The sequence below is a fragment of the Bacillus sp. YKCMOAS1 genome, from assembly GCF_030268125.1.
In the GTDB taxonomy this organism is placed as follows: Bacteria; Bacillota; Bacilli; order Bacillales; family Bacillaceae; genus Bacillus; species Bacillus safensis.
The window spans coordinates 507,368-525,370 of the sequence record NZ_BSEI01000002.1 but is presented as its reverse complement, the minus strand read 5'-3'; the positions used below and the strand labels follow the sequence as shown (position 1 = coordinate 525,370).

The 18,003-nt window shown below is 41.6% G+C and carries 18 protein-coding genes; 4 read left to right on the top strand and 14 right to left on the bottom strand.

All coding sequences use genetic code 11. The features are described from left to right. The first annotated feature begins 37 nt into the window (after window positions 1-37). Window positions 38-802, top strand: a complete 765-nt coding sequence (locus QSJ46_RS07535) for an alpha/beta fold hydrolase (protein ID WP_285604525.1) — start codon at window positions 38-40, stop codon at window positions 800-802. A gap of 46 nt (window positions 803-848) precedes the next feature. Here QSJ46_RS07535 and QSJ46_RS07530 read toward each other — a convergent pair whose 3' ends face one another. After that, window positions 849-2,156 carry an aspartate aminotransferase type Ic gene (locus tag QSJ46_RS07530; RefSeq protein ID WP_047202251.1) on the bottom strand — a complete coding sequence of 436 codons (1,308 nt, stop codon included), beginning with the start codon at window positions 2,154-2,156 and terminating at the stop codon, window positions 849-851. A gap of 139 nt (window positions 2,157-2,295) precedes the next feature. Then, window positions 2,296-3,225, bottom strand: coding sequence for a ribonuclease Z (gene rnz, locus QSJ46_RS07525; RefSeq protein ID WP_285604524.1), 930 nt, complete (start codon window positions 3,223-3,225; stop codon window positions 2,296-2,298). Between the two features lie 221 nt (window positions 3,226-3,446). Here rnz and zwf point away from each other — a divergent pair, with 221 nt between their 5' ends. Continuing rightward, window positions 3,447-4,922, top strand: a complete 1,476-nt coding sequence (gene zwf / locus QSJ46_RS07520) for a glucose-6-phosphate dehydrogenase (protein ID WP_212039998.1) — start codon at window positions 3,447-3,449, stop codon at window positions 4,920-4,922. A 47-nt stretch (window positions 4,923-4,969) separates the two neighbouring features. Here the strand turns inward: zwf and QSJ46_RS07515 are convergent, their stop codons facing one another. From QSJ46_RS07515 to QSJ46_RS07470, 10 genes are all read right to left on the bottom strand, one after another. Next, on the bottom strand, window positions 4,970-5,692 hold the full coding sequence (locus QSJ46_RS07515) for a GntR family transcriptional regulator (RefSeq protein WP_047202254.1): 723 nt from the start codon (window positions 5,690-5,692) through the stop codon (window positions 4,970-4,972). 190 nt (window positions 5,693-5,882) lie between these two features. Beyond that, window positions 5,883-7,289: a glycoside hydrolase family 1 protein gene (locus QSJ46_RS07510; RefSeq protein ID WP_047202255.1), complete on the bottom strand. Its 1,407-nt coding sequence runs from the start codon at window positions 7,287-7,289 to the stop codon at window positions 5,883-5,885. After that, on the bottom strand, window positions 7,273-8,619 hold the full coding sequence (gene celB, locus QSJ46_RS07505; RefSeq protein ID WP_041086060.1) for a PTS cellobiose transporter subunit IIC: 1,347 nt from the start codon (window positions 8,617-8,619) through the stop codon (window positions 7,273-7,275). Before celB ends, QSJ46_RS07510 begins: the two co-directional genes overlap by 17 nt. 25 nt (window positions 8,620-8,644) lie before the next feature. Beyond that, entirely contained in the window at window positions 8,645-8,977 is a 333-nt protein-coding gene (locus QSJ46_RS07500) for a PTS sugar transporter subunit IIA (protein ID WP_039179767.1), read from the bottom strand. A 3-nt stretch (window positions 8,978-8,980) separates the two neighbouring features. Next, window positions 8,981-9,292 (bottom strand): PTS sugar transporter subunit IIB, encoded by a 312-nt coding sequence (locus tag QSJ46_RS07495; RefSeq protein WP_039179770.1) that lies wholly within the window; start codon window positions 9,290-9,292, stop codon window positions 8,981-8,983. 136 nt (window positions 9,293-9,428) lie between these two features. Next, entirely contained in the window at window positions 9,429-10,214 is a 786-nt protein-coding gene (locus QSJ46_RS07490) for a glucose 1-dehydrogenase (protein ID WP_107163388.1), read from the bottom strand. A gap of 12 nt (window positions 10,215-10,226) precedes the next feature. Beyond that, complete coding sequence (locus tag QSJ46_RS07485; protein WP_039183192.1) at window positions 10,227-11,075, bottom strand: GRP family sugar transporter; 849 nt, start codon at window positions 11,073-11,075, stop codon at window positions 10,227-10,229. A 114-nt stretch (window positions 11,076-11,189) separates the two neighbouring features. Continuing rightward, window positions 11,190-12,599, bottom strand: coding sequence for an NADP-dependent phosphogluconate dehydrogenase (gene gndA / locus QSJ46_RS07480; protein ID WP_039179776.1), 1,410 nt, complete (start codon window positions 12,597-12,599; stop codon window positions 11,190-11,192). Between the two features lie 98 nt (window positions 12,600-12,697). Continuing rightward, entirely contained in the window at window positions 12,698-13,942 is a 1,245-nt protein-coding gene (locus QSJ46_RS07475) for a DNA polymerase IV (protein WP_047202259.1), read from the bottom strand. A 114-nt stretch (window positions 13,943-14,056) separates the two neighbouring features. Continuing rightward, window positions 14,057-15,049, bottom strand: coding sequence for a carbon-nitrogen hydrolase family protein (locus tag QSJ46_RS07470; RefSeq protein WP_285604523.1), 993 nt, complete (start codon window positions 15,047-15,049; stop codon window positions 14,057-14,059). A 180-nt stretch (window positions 15,050-15,229) separates the two neighbouring features. Between QSJ46_RS07470 and QSJ46_RS07465 the strand changes: the two genes are divergently transcribed. Together QSJ46_RS07465 and QSJ46_RS07460 are read left to right on the top strand one after the other, a co-directional pair. After that, window positions 15,230-15,511 carry a hypothetical protein gene (locus QSJ46_RS07465; RefSeq protein ID WP_039179781.1) on the top strand — a complete coding sequence of 94 codons (282 nt, stop codon included), beginning with the start codon at window positions 15,230-15,232 and terminating at the stop codon, window positions 15,509-15,511. A 28-nt stretch (window positions 15,512-15,539) separates the two neighbouring features. Next, window positions 15,540-16,358, top strand: coding sequence for a membrane protein insertase YidC (locus QSJ46_RS07460; RefSeq protein WP_052773100.1), 819 nt, complete (start codon window positions 15,540-15,542; stop codon window positions 16,356-16,358). Window positions 16,359-16,394: 36 nt separating this feature from the next. Here QSJ46_RS07460 and QSJ46_RS07455 read toward each other — a convergent pair whose 3' ends face one another. Continuing rightward, the gene (locus QSJ46_RS07455) at window positions 16,395-16,859 is read right to left on the bottom strand and encodes a chemotaxis protein CheW (protein WP_039179788.1); all 465 of its coding nucleotides are present in this window, start codon (window positions 16,857-16,859) and stop codon (window positions 16,395-16,397) included. A gap of 14 nt (window positions 16,860-16,873) precedes the next feature. Next, complete coding sequence (locus tag QSJ46_RS07450; protein ID WP_073979640.1) at window positions 16,874-17,995, bottom strand: tripeptidase T; 1,122 nt, start codon at window positions 17,993-17,995, stop codon at window positions 16,874-16,876. Window positions 17,996-18,003 lie beyond the last annotated feature (8 nt).

Here is an 18,003-nt window from a genome sequence, read left to right as displayed (position 1 = left end):
TCTTTTAGCTAAAGAACCACTTAGAGGAGATGGAAGAATGAATTCGGCAATGATTGAAAAAATGTATCATATAGATGAACACCATTTTTATACAAAACATCGTCAAGGCAAAAGGCAAGCCACGATTATCTTTGAAGCCGGCTACGGCATTTCTAGTGATACGTGGTCAAATATGGCCCGTGATATTGACCCAGAGCTTGGGGTTTTCTTATACGACCGTTTAGGAAACGGAAAGAGCAGTGAGAGCGGTGAAGGAAGAACCTTGCATGACCTCGCTGATGATTTAGATGCGCTGCTGAAAGAAGCCAATATTCAGCCGCCATTTCTCATCGTCGCTCACTCATTCGGCTCTCTTGTCAGCCGGCTATGGGCAAGCCGAAGAGGAGATGATGTCATCGGCATGGTGCTGCTAGACCCAGCAAGTGAGGAACAAGAGCAGGTGATCCTGCCGCTTTTATCAAAGGAAGAACGCACTTCATATATGGCGCAATTTACAGCAGAATGTACGCATGAGGACTTTCAGCAAATGTTAAACACAATCAAAGAGGAGCAAGCCCATTATGGGATGATGCCGCTTCTTGTCATTTCATCAGGTAAGAGCCGATTGTTTCATCCAGCGCATGAAGCTTGGCTCAGACTTCATAAACGCATGCTGTCTTTGTCATCCCAAAGCGGATGGATTCAAGCGCAGAACAGCTCGCACTATATTCATCATGATGAACCGCATATTGTACAGCTTGCCATCTATGATGTATGGTGCGCAGCCAAACAACCTGTCTCCTATTATCAAACTGCTAATTAAACCGAAAAACTCCTTGACCCGTTATGAGTCAAGGAGTTTCTTTTATTTATGCCGTTGGAGCAGATTGACTTTTTTTAGAAAGCAGCTTTTCAATGCTGACAAGCTGAACACATACTGTAAAGATGTCAATCGCTTGCTCTAGTTCTTCAAGAGCCGGGAATGTTGGTGCAATGCGAATGTTACGATCAAGCGGATCTTTTCCATATGGATATGTTGCACCAGCACCTGTCATTGTGACACCTGCTTCTTTAGCTTTTTGCACAACCGCTTTTGCACAATGATCAAGTGTATTTAAACTAATGAAATATCCGCCATTTGGCTTGTGCCATTCAGCAATATCTTTTCCGCCAAGTTTTTCGTCAAGAATGGAAAGAACGAGGTCAAATTTTGGCTTAATGATCGCTGCATGCTTTTTCATATGTTCCTTCAAACCTTCTGGATTTTGGAAGAAACGAAGGTGTCTTAGTTGATTGATTTTGTCCGGTCCGATCGTTTGAATCGATAATTGCTTTTGAGTAAAGCTCACATTGTCCGGGCTAGACGCCATCAGCGCAACACCTGAGCCAGGGAATGTAATTTTAGACGTAGACGCAAACATAAACACACGGTTCGGGTATCCTGCCTCTTCAACTGCTTGAAAAATATCTTTTAACGTGTCAGGTGTATCCGTTAGATGGTGGACTGCATATGCATCATCCCAAAAAATGCGGAAATCGTCTGCTTTTGTTTTCATTGAAGCTAAGCGGTCAACGACTTCATCTGAGTACGTAATGCCGTCTGGATTGCTATATTTCGGTACACACCAAATGCCTTTAATCGCTTCATCTTCTGCGACCAATTTTTCTACCTGATCCATATCAGGTCCATCAGCCTTCATATCGACCGTGATCATCTCTATGTTAAATAGCTCACAAATGGCAAAATGACGGTCATACCCTGGGCTTGGTGCAAGGAATTTTACCTTTGACAGCTCTCCCCAAGGTGTTTTGCTGTCACATACGCCGTGAGTCATCGCACGTGCAATGGTATCATGCATCATATTCAGGCTTGAGTTACCGCCGATGATGATTTGTTCAGGCTTTAAATTAAGTACATCTGCAAAAAATTTCTTCGTTTCAGGAAGGCCTGTCAAGCCGCCATAGTTTCGCACATCTGTGCCATCTTCAGCTGTCATTGCATCCTTTGATGTCACAACATCGAGCATGCCCATAGACAAATCGAGCTGTTTTGGTGAAGGCTTCCCTCTAGACATGTCTAAGTGCAAGTTTTTACTTTTGTAAGTTTCATACTCATTTTGTAGTGCCACATATAGGTCATTCAATTCTGCTTCACTTAATGCTGTAAAACCGCTCATCTTTGATTGTGCCTCCCGTATTCTTCATAGTTTGATTCGTCATTTGTTTTTTCTTCACCATTTTACCACTACCTGAAAAAGAGCGTCATCATAAATATCAAAAAAATCACACAACTTTTTTTGACGATTCATCCAATTTTTACAGGGTGCGTTCAATGGGGAAAGAAGAGAAATCATGTGCAGCTTCTGTCAGCGGAAATATATCGCGGGCTTCTTTCAACAGTTGTTTCAGTGCTTCTTCTCCTTGGTAACGTGCACTTATATGGGTCAAAATAAGCCTTTTTACGCCTGCTAACTGTGCTGTTTTCGCTGCTTGTTCTGTTGTGCTGTGATAATAATTGTAGGCTAAATCTGCATCTTCTTTACCGAATGTTGCTTCATGGACTAACAAATCCGCATTTTTGGCAAGCCTTGTTATATTCTCGCACAAACGGGTATCTCCTGAAAATGCAACGATTCTCCCTTTTTTAGGGGGTTCCAAATAATCGGTTCCATCGATGGTTCTTCCATCTTCGAGTGTCACGGTTTCCCCATTTTTCAACTTCTGATACAAAGGTCCAGGTTTTACACCGATTTCTTTTAGGTCTTCGGCTTTTAATGAACCAGGTAGATCTTTTTCCACAACCCGGTAGCCGAAAGCCGGAATCCCGTGAGAGACTCTTCTTGCTTCTACTTGAAAGGTATCATCTTCAAATACGATCCCTTCTTCTATTTCTATGATATGCAGCGGATATGTCAAATGCGATTGCGAGGCTGAAAGTGCTGCGTTTACAAAGGCCTTGATGCCTTTTGGTCCATAGATCGTCAATTCATCCTCCCCGCCTTGAAAGGATCTGCTGCCAAGAAGTCCCGGAAGGCCATATACATGATCTCCGTGCATATGTGTGATAAATATTTTCTCGATCTTTCTCGGTTTAATCGTTGTATGTAAGATTTGGTGCTGTGTTGCTTCTCCGCAATCAAAAAGCCACACTGCATTTCGTTCTTCTAAAAGCTTTAGCGCTGTGCAAGTGACGTTTCTTGTTTTTGCAGGAATGCCTGCACCTGTTCCTAAAAAGAGCAGTTCCATTACTTTTCCTCCTAAAGCCGGTATACAATATCTTCATTCATATAGAATACATGAAGACAAGGTAAATGTGAATTCAGCGGAATTTTTGAAAAAAGTGAAACGAGAGCAGAAAAAGTCGAATCAAATGTTTGCTTTACGAACAATGAACCTTTAAAATAAAGAAAATGTACATACATTCTCGGTTTTTACAACAATGCTACGAATAAAGTGAGGTACTTCTCGTGAATACAGAAACTAACAACCCTAAAGCAGTCATTGTCATTTTTGGCGCAACAGGAGACCTTGCCAAACGCAAGCTCTACCCTTCTATACATAGACTTTATCATAGCGGAAAGCTCGGTGATCAATTCGCTGTTGTCGGAGTTGGACGCCGTCCGTGGTCTCATGAGGACCTCAGATCTGTGGTAAAGGAATCTGTTTCTTCTGATGATGCAGAAGCGAGAACAGAAGAGTTCATTTCACATTTCTATTATCACGATTTTGACGTATCAAGCCCTGCTTCCTATCAATCACTTAACACGCTTCTAACAGGCCTTGAAGATACGTACAGTATTCCAAATAACCGCATGTTCTATTTAGCTATGGCACCGGAATTCTTCGGAACGATCGCGAAGTTCCTAAAGAGTGAGGGCGTATCAGAAACAACCGGCTGGTCACGTCTTGTCATTGAAAAGCCATTTGGGCATGATCTGCCAAGTGCGAAAACATTAAATGAAGAAATTCGTGATGCATTCACAGAAGATCAAATTTATCGTATTGATCACTATCTTGGTAAACAAATGGTTCAAAACATTGAGGTTATCCGTTTTGCGAATGCCATCTTTGAACCGCTTTGGACAAACCGCTATATCTCAAACATTCAAATAACATCCAGTGAATCATTGGGGGTTGAAGACCGGGCTCGATATTACGAAAATTCTGGTGCACTAAGAGATATGGTCCAAAACCATATGCTTCAAATGGTTGCCCTTTTAGCAATGGAGCCGCCAATTAAACTGAATACAGAGGAAATCCGCAGCGAAAAACGGAAAGTATTGCGCGCTCTTCGTCCTTTCTCTAAAGATGAGGTCGATCAATTCTTTGTCCGCGGACAGTATGATACTGGTACGATTGATGGCAGCGAGGTTCCTTCTTATCTGAAAGAGCAAAATGTTGACCCGAACTCAAACACAGAAACATTTGTTGCTGGGAAATTGCTGATTGATAACTTTAGATGGGCCGGGGTGCCATTTTACATTCGTACAGGAAAACGGTTAGAAAAGAAATCTACTCAAATCGTGGTTCAATTTAAAGACATTCCAATGAACCTGTACTATGGTAACGGAAATGCCATGCATCCAAACCTACTTGTCATTCATATTCAGCCAGATGAAGGCATCACCCTTCACCTGAATGCTCGCAAGCTGGATGGCGGCACGTATGCGAAACCGATTAAACTCGACTACCAGACAAACTATAACGACATCATGAATACACCAGAAGCATATGAAAAACTGATTCATGACTGCTTACTAGGCGATGCAACAAACTTTGCTCACTGGGATGAAGTGGCACTTTCTTGGAACTTCGTTGATCCGATTTCTGAGAAATGGGCAGAAAACAAAACATTAAAACCAAACTATCCTGCTGGTTCTATGGGACCGAAAGAAGCTGATGAGCTTCTAGAAAAAGATGGATATCATTGGTGGAACATATAAAATCAAATGAAAAAAGAGCAGTCTCCCTTGGGGGTTCTGCTCTTTTTTTAACGTCCTGTTTTCGTGATTTCAACCGTTGAAAAGTCAAATTTATCATAGCGATGATGGCTAAATGAATATTCAAATGGCTGCCCTGCGTTTAAATAAGCAACCTGCTCGACTTCAAGCACAGGATCTGTTGGGTCACACCCTAAATACTGCTGATCCAGCTGATCTGATTTAGCCGCTCTAATTTTCTTGTGCGCTCCTGCTATTTTTAAATGAAGCTGATTTGAAATGTAGCCATAGATAGAACCCAGTAGAACCTTTTCATCTATGCCCTTAATGAGATTTACAGGCATAAACGTTTTTTCTAATACATAAGGCTCTTCATCCACAAGACGGAGCCGGATGATATCATAAACAGGTGTGGTTGAGTCAATAGATAGATGGGCTGCCACCTCTTCGCTTGGAAAATGGACATCAAAGTGAATGATTTGAGTCGTGACGTTTTTATCCGCCATGACTTTTGTGAACCCTTTATTTTCATGGCCTGATACATTGATGGCCCCTTGATTGAGCGCTGCCTTTACAATAAATGTACCGTGGCCTCTTTTTCTAAAGAGCAGACCTTCTGCAACGAGAAGATCAAGCGCACGCTTCATCGTCATTCTGCTGCATTGAAATTCAGCGGCAAGCGAGTTTTCATCTGGAATGGGTTGATCTTCTGGATAATAAGCTGTTCCTATTCGTTTTCTGATTTCTTCTGAAATGAGTTCGTACTTCTTCATCTCACACCACCAACTGACTTGTTTTTTCATAGCGCCTTATTTCTAGAAGGAATATGGCGTTTTTTTAGCCTTCTTCTCATTCTACACTAAGGGATGTGAGCTTAAAAGGTGCCAGCCATTTTTGTTTCATCCACTTACCGTCACATAAGAAAAATACTTGCCCTTTTCAAGGAAAGAGCAAGTATTTTGATTAAAAACCGTTATTCTTTGAAACTGATTGAAACCAGTATCCACTCTTCTTAATCGTTCGTTTCCCGTCTTTTTGAAGATCAACTGAGACAAATCCATAACGATTTTTATATGCATTCGACCAGGACCAGTTGTCCATAAATGTCCACAGATGATAACCTTTCACATTGCTTCCTTCTTGAATGGCTTGATGCACCCATTTGAGGTGCTCAGATATAAAATCAATACGGTAATCGTCATGAATCATTCCTTCTTCATCCTTAAATCGCTCTTCTCCTTCGACACCCATACCATTTTCAGAAATAAAGCATTCGATATTATCATAGTCTGTCTGGACTTTTTTCAATATATCGTAAATACCCTTTTCATAGATTTCCCAGCCTCGATACACATTCATTTTTCTTCCCGGCATTTCAAAAGAATCAAAATAATGGTTCGGCATAAATGGTGCTTGAGGATGCGGTATATGCTCTTTCGCTTTCACTCTTCTTGGCTGATAATAGTTGATGCCAAGAAGATCAATCGTATTCTCTTGAATCAGCTCAAGGTCCCCTTCTTCCATACTTGGCATAAAGCCTTCTTTCTTTAAGACTTCTACTAGTTTTTCCGGGAAATGTCCTTTCACCGCAGGATCTAAGAAGGAGCGGTTAAAGAAAGCATCGGCCATCTCAGCTGCTTCTACATCGCGCGGATTCTGGCTTCGCGGATACGAAGGGGTCAGGTTTAAGATGATGCCAATCTTACCCCCTTGCTGCATCTCTTTATAAGCCGCAATCGCCTTCGCATTTGATAAAAGTTCATGAAAACCGACCTGCACAGCCTTTTGGAAATCGACTTCGTTTGGATAATGAAAGCTATACATATATCCGCCTTCTACAGGAACAATCGGTTCGTTATGGGTAAACCATTTTTTCACCCGGTCACCAAATAATTGGAAGCATAATGTCGCATAGCTGACATAATCGTCGACCACCTGTCTGTTCACCCAGCCGCCTTTCTCCTGCAGCGCCATTGGCATATCGAAATGGTATAGGTTCACAAATGGCTCGATATCATGTGCAATCAGTTCATTGATCACATCATTATAAAAGGACACCGCTTCTTCATTGACTGCACCTGTTCCTTCAGGTAAAAGGCGTGACCATGAAATCGACAGCCGAAATGAATTGTGGCCAATTTCTTTCATGAGACGGATATCCTCTTTATATTTTCGATAAAATTGAGATGTCACGTTCGGCCCTACGCCATCAAAAAAACGAGTAGGCTCTTGTTCAAACCAATGATCCCAAATGTTCGGTCCCTTTCCATCACCAGGGACGCTCCCTTCCGTTTGCGTCGCAGAAGCAGAAGATCCCCACCAGAAACCTTCTGGAAATGTATATGATTGCTTGTTAGTTTCCATCGACATGTATTGAGTCTCCTTCACCTTTGATGTTTGCTGTCTTCGTATTTTCTGTTGTCGTTATTTTTTCATTTTTCACATTCATCCGGTCAATAAATTTCAGGAACGGGAACCAAATGACAAACACAATCATCAGGTTAAACAACTGAAGCAGACCGCCAGCTAGTGAATTTGTCGCCATCATTCCGCTAATAAAGATCGGTACTGTCCACGGGATATTCACGCCTGTAGGCGGCGGTACAATGCCTGATGCCATCGCAAAATAAGTAATACATGTAATGACCATTGGCGCCAAAATCCACGGAATCAGAATAAGTGGATTCATGACAATTGGTAAACCGAAGATAATCGGTTCATTGACGTTAAATAATCCTGGTCCTAAGCCGAGCTTGGCTACTTGTTTTAATTGCTTACTTTTCAGGAAAATTAAAATGGTAAACACAACAGCAAGCGTCATACCGGTTCCACCCATTCCAACCGTATAGATTTCAATAAACTGCTTGCTGATGATATTAGGAACCTCACCTGTTTTTGTATAGCTCTCTAGGTTTTGAATGGATAATGTATTCCAAATCGGATCCATGACAGAGTTGATAATAATTTGACCGTGGAGCCCAAAGAACCAAAGAATTTGTATAAAGAAAACAGCGATCAACGTCGGAATGATACCGCTTCCAAGACCGACAAGCGGCGCCTGAATTGCATGATAAATCAGATCATGCATATTTGTTTTGAAGCCTTGTGTAATGATGATATTAATTAATAAAAAGGTTGTAAGTGTCAAAGTAGCCGGGATCAGTGCAGCAAAAGACTTGGAAACAGCTGGCGGAACCCCTTGCGGCATATTGATCACAAATTTCTTCTGGACAAAATAACGATAAATTTCAGCAGATAAAAAGCCTGTGATCATTCCTAGGAACATCCCCTTTGCACCTAAACGATCGACTGGGATGACGCCTGCAATCGTTGCACCGCCTTCTTGTTCTAGTAAAAACGGAGTTAGAAGCAAGAAAGAGGCTAAAGCAATCACGCCGCCAAAGACAGCTTCTACATCATAGCTTTTCGATAAATAGTAGCCGATCCCAAATACAACAAACACACTCATAATGCTGATGGTCGCACTCGGTGCGATATTCAGTGCAGACTGGACGCCTTCCAGTACGGTTTTACTCATGATTTTATCTAAAAATGGCAAATTCATCAGCACAACCATAATGGAACCAAAGATGGTGAGCGGGAACGCAAGCATAAAGGCATCCCGTAATACGCCTAAATAGCGGTTGTTGTTCAATCTCCCAGCAATCGGAACCAAAATGGCACTTATTTTATCAAACATTGGTTTCCCCCCTTGTTTACACCCTTTATTGTTTAAGCGATTGGAATATCGGCAGGAGCTCTCCCACAAGCTCCTTGATGGTAATAGTCGACATTAAGTGATCCTCGGCGTGCATGAGCAGTAAGGAAAAGGATGTTGTTTCTCCTCCTGCCTCCTTCTGCACGAGTTGAAAATGGATGTCATGTGCATGCCGTAAATCTTCTTCCGCTTCTTTCATGAGACCAAAAGCCTTTTCTTCTAGACCTTCTCGATATTGTTTCAGAGCCTCGAGCAATTTACTGCGTGCATTCCCGCTGTGTAAGATCAATTGAAAGCTGACTTGTTCCTCCGTGAGCCCTTCGAGTGTTTTCTTTTCCATCCTTTAAGATTCCCCCATCAGTGCAAGTGCCTGTTCATACGCTTTTTGTCCATCGGCAAGCCCGTATGCCTGCATATCAATGACTTCTACCTCAATCCCGTATTTTTTTGCTTCTTTTTGCAGATCTCCTTTTAAAAAGCTCATTTGCGGTCCAATTAACACAACATCTGCATTCGCCATTTCTTTTCTCGCTTGATCTTGCCCAACTGCCCAAATTTCTGCTTCGTCCCCAATTGAATCGGCATGTGCTTTCATCTTTGTCACTAGTAAACTCGTAGACATTCCTGAACTGCATGCTAATAAAATACGTTTCATTTCTCTCACCCCATTGTTGTAATAAAAGCGCTTCCAATTAATATTATATATTTTTATTTTTAAATGTCTAGACATTTAATTTTATTTGTCTGTATTTAATATAAAAAAAGAGCGTATTGTACGCTCTTTTTTTATATTATCCTTTTCCTGCCTGGAACCCAGGATACTTTGTCATGCCGCCGTCTACATATAACGTTAGGCCCGTAACATAGCTTGCTTCTTTTGATGCCAGCCAGGCAGCACATGCTGCCACTTCTTCCGGCTTTCCAATATAGCCGATTGGAATCAGCTCAATCACACCTTTTTTCAAGGCTGGATCATCGAATTTCTCCGCATTAATCGGGGTATCAATGGCGCCTGGTGCAATACTGTTAACACGGATTTTTTTAGGGGCATATTCAAGCGCCAATGTTTCTGTCAAAAGCTTGGCGCCTCCTTTACTAGCTGCATAATGCACAAAATGAGGCCAAGGAATTTGCTGATGAACCGACGACATATTAATGATCGAGCCTTCTATCCCATGATCCGTCATATACCTCAGTGCATCACGGCATCCTAGAAACATACCTGTTAAATTGGTAGACATCACTTTGTTCCAATTATCCAGCGTCATTTCGGTGGAAGGCACTTCATTTTCAATGCCTGCATTATTAATCATCACATCAAGACTGCCGAATGTATCAACAGCTTTATTAATCATTGCCTGCATATCCTCTTCCTTTGATACATCTCCCTTGATTTTCACAGCCTGTCCGCCATGTTTTTGAATATCTGCAATGGTGTCATCCGGATTTTCTTTATCAGAAAAGTAATTGATCACCACATTGGCTTTTTCTTGTCCAAATCGGCGTGCCATCGCTTGGCCAATTCCTGTACCTGCGCCTGTAATCAGAACTGTTTTTCCTTCTAAATCTGGATACATTCGTGTTACCTCCTATTTTGTAAAGCCTAGCAGCACACCGCCTGCAATAATCATCAAGCAGCCTGCAATGACAAAGCTTGTTCTAGATGCTTTCTCTTTTAATAAGTAAATGCCGCCTAGTGTTGAGATGACAATCCCTGTTTGTGACATTGAAAAGCTTACGGCTACGCCAATTAATGGAATGGCCAAAAGCAGCCCAAGATTTCCTGTTGACCAAACAAGACCGGCAATGATATTTCTAAACGTATATTTACTAAATGGATCCTGCTTTAAACTAATCGCTAAGGATGAAAGCAGCATGCCGACAGATTGCGGGACGAGTGCAGACCAGCCATCAATATCAAACCATCTTAAAATGACAACATATCCGACGTAGCCAACGGTTGAAATGAGTAGAATAATGATCCCTTTTTTAAAATTGCCTCTGCCATTCTCGCCGCCGTTCTTTTTTTGACCGAGCGATGTCATGACAACACCTGCAATGATTAGTAAAATGGCGCAGGAACCAATGAGAATGACCGTCATCGTTTGCCATTCTTTGAAGACCATGACGCCAAATAGGGTGGTGCTCACAAGCTGCATGCCCGTTGATAAAGGAACCGCTTTAGACACGCCGAGAAAAGCGACGCTTGAAAGCTGATTCATTTGTCCAATACTCCAAAAGATGCCTGAAATGACGGAAACCGCAAATATAAGCGGGGTCAGCTCTGGCATTTTAATGAAAAAAGCTACAATCGAAAATAAAAACGCGCCGAGCGTAATGCCGAGGGTTTGCTGATACGCATTCCCGCCTAGTTTGACACTGATGAGAACTATACTTCCCCAAAATATCGCTGGGAGAAGTGCATATAAGATGCCCACTTCTATCCCTACTTTCTTGTCTTTTTTACATAGCATCCCTCTTTTTCTCATTTTTAGCCGAAAATATGCAAACAAAAAAACCTTACCAAAGGTAAGGTTTATCAGTCGTTCTGTTTATTTCATCCATTCAGTATGGAATACGCCTTCTTTATCTGTGCGCTCATACGTATGTGCACCGAAATAGTCACGCTGTGCTTGAATTAAATTCGCTGGAAGGACAGCCGTGCGATAGCTATCAAAGTAAGCAAGTGCACTTGAGAATGATGGAACAGGAACTCCTTGTTCCACTGCAAGTGAAATGACTTTACGAAGTGATGATTGATAGTTTTGAGCAATATCCTTAAAGTATGGATCAAGCAATAAGTTTTTCAGTTCAGGATTACGGTCATATGCTTCTTTAATTTGTTGTAAGAAGGCTGCACGAATGATACATCCGCCGCGGAAGATCATCGCAATTTCACCGTATTTTAAATCCCAGTTATATTCATCAGACGCTGCTTTCATTTGCGCAAAGCCTTGTGCGTAAGAACAGATTTTACTCATGAATAGGGCTTTTCTAACCGCTTCGATCAGCTCTTGTTTATTCTCAGCTGATTGCGCAGGCTCAGGACCTTGGATCAATTGACTTGCTTCCACACGCTCATCTTTCATTGCTGAAATGTAGCGCGCAAAAACAGATTCAGTAATGATTGGAAGCGGGACACCTAGATCAAGTGAGCTTTTGCTTGTCCATTTTCCAGTTCCTTTTTGACCAGCTTTATCTAAGATCACATCCACAAGCGGCTGGTTTGTTTCTTCATCCACTTTTGTGAAAATGTCAGCTGTAATTTCGATTAAATAGCTGTCAAGCTCGCCTTTGTTCCACTCTGAGAATACTTCATGAAGCTCCCCTGCTGACAATCCAGCAACATGCTTCAAGATAAAGTATGATTCAGAGATCAATTGCATATCTCCGTACTCGATACCGTTATGAACCATTTTGACATAATGTCCTGCTCCATCTGGGCCGATATACGTTGTACAAGGCTCGCCATCTACTTTCGCAGAGATCGCTTCTAAAATTGGTTTCACTAGCTCATGCGCTTCTTTTTGACCGCCTGGCATGATGGAAGGACCTTTTAGCGCGCCTTCTTCACCGCCGGAAACACCTGTACCAATAAAGTGAATGCCACTTTCTGCAAGCTCTTGATTACGTCTTTGTGTATCCTTGTAATATGTATTTCCACCATCAATTAAAATGTCACCTTTCTCTAGGTGAGGAAGTAATGATTGAATGGTTGCATCTGTTGCTGCTCCAGCTTTTACCATTAAAAGAATTTTACGCGGTGTTTCAAGCGACTGAACAAATTCTTCGATGCTGTATGTGCCAACAACGTTTTTTCCTTTTGCTTCTTGAAGAAACTCTTCTGTTTTGCTGCTAGATCTGTTATAAACGGATACGGAGAAACCGCGGCTTTCAATATTGAGGGCAAGGTTTTTCCCCATAACGGCTAGTCCAACCACACCGATTTGTTGTTTTGACATAATTCTGACGTCCCTTCTAACACACTATATTGATTACTGCTGAAATGATGTACCCTTTGAAATTACCACAACATCACCACTTTTATCAAGTTTTCAGGCTAGTCATTTCCTCTTTCGTCCTGAAAAAAATCTTTATTAAAACTTGTCCCGCTTGTTTTACTCTCTTTTTCCTTAATGGTGATCCCTCTTTGCACCAGTGGCTTTCCATATTTTTCTTTCAGTCCATCTAAAATGGTTTGGAGGGGCTCTTCTTTTGCATCTTCTGTATATGAAAATAAATCAAGCTGTTTAACGGCTGCTTTTCGTTCGACAAGGTCCGTCCCCGTCACACCTAAGAGCCTCACTGGCTGGTCATTCCAATGTTTCAGGAATAACTGCTTTGCCGCTTCAAATATGTCTTCCTTTCGATCCGTTGGATTTGTGAGCATGACACTTCGCGTGATATTTTTCCAGCTTGCATACCGAATCATGATGAGCAGCCGATTCGCCATCACTTCTTTTCTCCTTAACCTTGCACTCACAGATTGTGACAGCTTATCAATTAACGTGACAAGTTCATCTGAATCATCCGAATCATGAGGCAGAGTGGATGAATTGCCGACGGATTTAAATTCGTATATTCTTTCTGGGTCCACGATGCCGTCATGTTCACCGTTCGCCTTTTGCTTTAATCTCGGTCCATTAATGCCAAGCAATTCTTTTAGCGTATACTCATTCGCTTTCGCTAAGTCTTCTATAGTATGAATTCCGATGGTTTTCAATTTATCTGCCGTTTTTTGTCCAACCCCATGCATATCACCAGCAGGGAGCGGCCAAAGCATGTTCGGAACATCTCGTTTACGCAATATGGTGATGCCCATTGGCTTTTTCCAATTAGACGCCATTTTCGCTAAAAATTTATTCGGTGCAATGCCGATACTTGAAGGAAGCATCAGCTCCTCTACTAGCCTTGTTTGAATATCATGAGCCGTTTTTACCGCATGCTCGGCATATGGCGTATGCGTTAAATCAATGTAGCCCTCATCAATCGATACAGGTTCGACTAAATCGCTGTATTCTCTAAGTATTGTAAACATCTCTTGTGAGGAGCTGCGGTACCGGTCAAAGTTCGGTGTGCGGACAATGAGTCCCGGACATAGCCGCTTCGCCTCCCACAAGGGCATCGGGGGCTTCACACCTAATGCTCTCGCCTCGTAGCTGCACGTCACAACAATCCCTTTACGCTCTTTTGCATTTCCGCTGATGGCTAAAGGTTTCCCTCGCAAAGAAGGATCATACGCCATTTCTACATTGGCATAAAAAGCATTCATGTCTATATGAAAAATAATATTTGACATTGGCATAACCCCATTTTCTTGTCTACCTAAATTTTGATCAGTTGCTTTTGATTATACATTGATTTACTTCATCTTTCCTTAAAAAAACCTTCTCTAAAAAAGAGAAGGTTTCACGTTCATTTACACTTTTTCTTCAAGTATACCATGTTGATATTGAATGTCCTCATATGTGAATACTTCATTTTTTTGAGGGGATAATTGTTTCACAACCGGAGTAGGCTGTTGATTAAAATTCATACTCAAACTTTGATTGGAGTAGTGTCCAGCCGGATCAATATAATACTTGTAATCAATGATTCTTTCTACATCAATGTCAGCGTAAGCAATTCCCTCTGTTTCAGCTGGAACCATATCACTGATCGGCTCCCCATCCGGCCCGTAAATGCACGTATGCCCGCTCTTAAATGTTTCAAAGTAATCTCTTTGCTCCTGCGTTAAACAAATCATCTCTTTCATTTCTTCCGTATATATAGATGATGTCATCAGCACAAATGTCTGTGTCGCGATGGCATAATATCTGCTTGATATTTCATCATCAAAATAACCTGGCCAAGAGGCTACATGTACCTGCTCATTTTGGGCATTCATCGCCATAAGATCTAGCGGGACTTGATGCTCCCAGCACATCAATCCGCCTAGGTTTCCAATTTCAGTTTCAAACACTGGCATCATACTGCCACTTCCATCCCCCCAAATGAGTCTTTCTGCTACAGAAGCTCTCATTTTCCGATGTTTTCCTATTAAATCTCCATTTGGATTAAACCAAAGCTGAGCTAAATAGAGAGAGCCGCCATCTTTTTCACTGCATGATATACAAACGTACGTTTCATTTCTTTTTGCTGCTTCACTGATTTTTTGAATGGCTAAGCTAGGGATTTCAACTGCATTTTTATATAATTCATGATAGAACTTTCTTGTATATTCTGGATGACCAATAAAAGCAAACCAAGGATAACCTGGTAAAAATGCTTCTGGGAATGCCACAAGCTTTGCACCATTTGAAGCTGCCTCGTCAATCAGGTCACATGATTTCTCAACGCTTGCTTCCAAATTTAAATAGACTGGTGCTGCTTGTACCGCAGCTGCTCGAAACTTTGGGTAAATACTTGTCATATTCAAAACCTCCATTTCTTTTCATCCCCCTCATTATAGGATAGGAAATATGAAGTTTGGATGACATTTACTATTTTATACATAATAAGGAATTTTATTTAATGGAGAAAACACGCGGTTCTGTTAGACATTTAACCATGTGTATAGTACACTGTGAGTAATGAAATGGATGTGATAATCATGATTATTGATACATTCAATGAAGTCTTTTTCCTTGTTGAATTCTTTACGATTATTCTTCCAGCGCTGACGGCCATCGGCATTGCGTTTTTACTAAAAGACTGCCGTATGAACGAACACCTTGGTGGGCATCGTTTGGAAGAGTTGGACGCATCTTGCTTGAATCGAACAGACTTTCTGTTTATCATATATGATCGCATTACAACTTGGATTAGTAAAGTCATTCGAATGAAAAGATCATCTAATGATGATGAAGACCATTCGCTTCCTCTCGCTAATTAAATTTTTTTAATCATGAGGAGGAAACGAATTGAAACGTTTATTGACTGTTTTTACGACTTTATGTTTGATGATGATTGCGTCACCTGCATTTGCAGCGAGTGCGCAAACGAATACGAGCTCTGATGGGTTTTTCCATCATTATTTTGTTCAGCCTTTTTCTGAGCTGATCATTTGGCTTGCGAACTTCTTTCATGATGATTATGGTTTATCGATTATGTTCGTCACCTTGATTGTCCGCCTGCTGATTTTCCCGCTTTTTGCGAATCAATTTAAGAAGCAAAGAGTCATGCAGGAAAAAATGGCATTGGTGAAGCCTCAGATTGACCAAATACAAAGCAAATTGAAGAAAACGAAAGAACCTGAAAAACAAAAAGAACTACAAATGGAAATGATGAAAGTATATAAAGAGAACAATGTGAACCCGCTTGCCATGGGCTGTCTGCCGATGCTGATTCAAATTCCAATTGTTCTTGGCTTTTACTCAGCAATCCGCTCAACACCTGAGATCGCAACTCATACGTTCTTATGGTTTAATTTAGGACAAACCGATTTATTGGTGGCGATTTTTGCAGGGGCTATGTATTTCTTACAATTTTATGTCACGCAAAAATATGCGAAGCAATCAGGCACCCAGACAGAGGCTGCGCTGAAGCAGGCGAAAGTGATGGGCATGATTTTCCCGATCATGATGCTGTTTCTTTCAATTAATGCACCCGCTGCTCTTCCTTTATACTGGATGACAAGCGGACTACTACTCACGATTCAAACGATTATTTTAAATGTCATGTACCAAAAATCAAAAACGAAAGCTGCGGCTAACGAACAAGCCAAACCAGCTGCTGAATAAAAATAAACCCCTTATCTAAAGATAAGGGGCTTTTCATTATGCCAATTCTTCTTTCAACCGGTCTGGCAATTGATCGAGGTCCTCAATTTTCCCAAGGAACTTATTTGGGTCCACTTGTAAAATCATTTTGTTTTCTCTCTCCACAACGCCGAAGAAATATTCAGAGGCCTTCGTGTTCATATGAAATGGCTTGATCTCGCTTTGCTCGATATCGATAATATCTTTTGCATCTGAGACAAGACAGCCAATCATTTGATCGTTTACTTCAAATAGCAGCACCTTTGACTGCTCGTTTACATCAAGAGGCTTTCCGTGAAGCATCACACCTGTGTCACTGACAGGAATGACCTCTCCTCTTAATGACATCAGCCCTTTAATTTCTTTTGGAAGGTTCGATACTTCTTGTAAGTAAGGGACCTTTTCAATCGAACGAATATGCTCTACACTGATGCCAAACTCCTCTTGCCCCACCTGAAAAATAATAATCTTTTGCGCGCTCACAGAGTCTCCTGCCTTTACGATGGATTTGTCGTTTCTTCGATAATGGCGAGAACCATTTCAGCTGTTTTGACTAATTCTTCAATCGGCATTTTCTCATTTTTCGTATGAATATCTTCATATCCAACAGCTAGGTTGACAGTTGGGACGCCGTTGCCTGCAATGACGTTTGCATCACTGCCTCCGCCGCTCGTCTGCAGTTCTGAAGGACGGCCAATTTTTGCTGCCGCTTTTTTCGCCACTTCTACGACTTGATCGCCGTGTGAGAATTTGAAGCCTGGATACATGATGTCAATTTGTACATCGGCACTTCCGCCCATTTCTTTAGCGGTTTTTTCAAAGGCTTCTTTCATCTTCGCTACTTGAGCTTCCATTTTTGCTGGCTCTAAAGAGCGTGCTTCCGCCAAAATATCGACTTGATCGCACACAATATTCGTTTGTGTTCCGCCTTCAAAACGGCCGATATTCGCCGTAGTTTCTTCATCAATTCGGCCAAGTGGCATGCTGGCAATTGCTTTAGATGCAATAGTAATCGCAGACACACCTTTTTCAGGCGCGACACCTGCGTGAGCGGTTTTTCCGTAAATCGTTGCGCGTACTTTTGCCTGTGTTGGTGCAGCTACGATAATCGTACCAACCTTGCCATCTGAATCAAGGGCATAGCCGTATTTCGCTGTCATCAAATTTGGGTCTAACGCTTTTGCTCCAACAAGTCCTGATTCCTCGCCTGCTGTGATCACAAATTCAATCTTCCCGTGCGGTAAATTTTTCTCTTTCAGCACACGGATCGCTTCAAACATAGCAGCAAGTCCTGTTTTATCGTCAGCACCAAGAATGGTTGTTCCATCTGTTTTCACATAGCCGTCCTCAATGACTGGCTTTACGCCATTTCCCGGCACAACTGTATCCATATGAGAAGTGAAATAAATCGTATCTGCCTCTTGATTTCCTTCTAATGTGCAGACAAGGTTGCCTGCACCGTGACCTGTTGCCGCTTTTGAATCGTCTTCAACCACTTTAAGACCAAGCTGCGAGAATTTTTCTTTTAATACTTCAACAATTTTCTCTTCGTGTTTTGTTTCTGAATCAACCTGAACTAATTCTAAAAATTCGTCTAGTAAGCGTTTTTCATTGATCATGATGATGC

Coding starts and splice junctions, on each gene's coding strand:
- gndA (WP_039179776.1), bottom strand. CDS start 12,599: ATGTCAAAACAACAAATCGGTGTGGTTGGACTAGCCGTTATGGGGAAA.
- QSJ46_RS07500 (WP_039179767.1), bottom strand. CDS start 8,977: ATGGAAAAGAAAACACTCGAAGGGCTCACGGAGGAACAAGTCAGCTTT.
- rnz (WP_285604524.1), bottom strand. CDS start 3,225: ATGGAACTGCTCTTTTTAGGAACAGGTGCAGGCATTCCTGCAAAAACA.
- QSJ46_RS07530 (WP_047202251.1), bottom strand. CDS start 2,156: ATGAGCGGTTTTACAGCATTAAGTGAAGCAGAATTGAATGACCTATAT.
- celB (WP_041086060.1), bottom strand. CDS start 8,619: ATGTTTGATAAAATAAGTGCCATTTTGGTTCCGATTGCTGGGAGATTG.
- QSJ46_RS07450 (WP_073979640.1), bottom strand. CDS start 17,995: ATGATCAATGAAAAACGCTTACTAGACGAATTTTTAGAATTAGTTCAG.
- QSJ46_RS07465 (WP_039179781.1), top strand. CDS start 15,230: ATGATTATTGATACATTCAATGAAGTCTTTTTCCTTGTTGAATTCTTT.
- QSJ46_RS07475 (WP_047202259.1), bottom strand. CDS start 13,942: ATGCCAATGTCAAATATTATTTTTCATATAGACATGAATGCTTTTTAT.
- QSJ46_RS07515 (WP_047202254.1), bottom strand. CDS start 5,692: ATGAAGAAGTACGAACTCATTTCAGAAGAAATCAGAAAACGAATAGGA.
- QSJ46_RS07535 (WP_285604525.1), top strand. CDS start 38: ATGAATTCGGCAATGATTGAAAAAATGTATCATATAGATGAACACCAT.
- QSJ46_RS07495 (WP_039179770.1), bottom strand. CDS start 9,292: ATGAAACGTATTTTATTAGCATGCAGTTCAGGAATGTCTACGAGTTTA.
- QSJ46_RS07490 (WP_107163388.1), bottom strand. CDS start 10,214: ATGTATCCAGATTTAGAAGGAAAAACAGTTCTGATTACAGGCGCAGGT.
- QSJ46_RS07470 (WP_285604523.1), bottom strand. CDS start 15,049: ATGACAAGTATTTACCCAAAGTTTCGAGCAGCTGCGGTACAAGCAGCA.
- QSJ46_RS07510 (WP_047202255.1), bottom strand. CDS start 7,289: ATGTCGATGGAAACTAACAAGCAATCATATACATTTCCAGAAGGTTTC.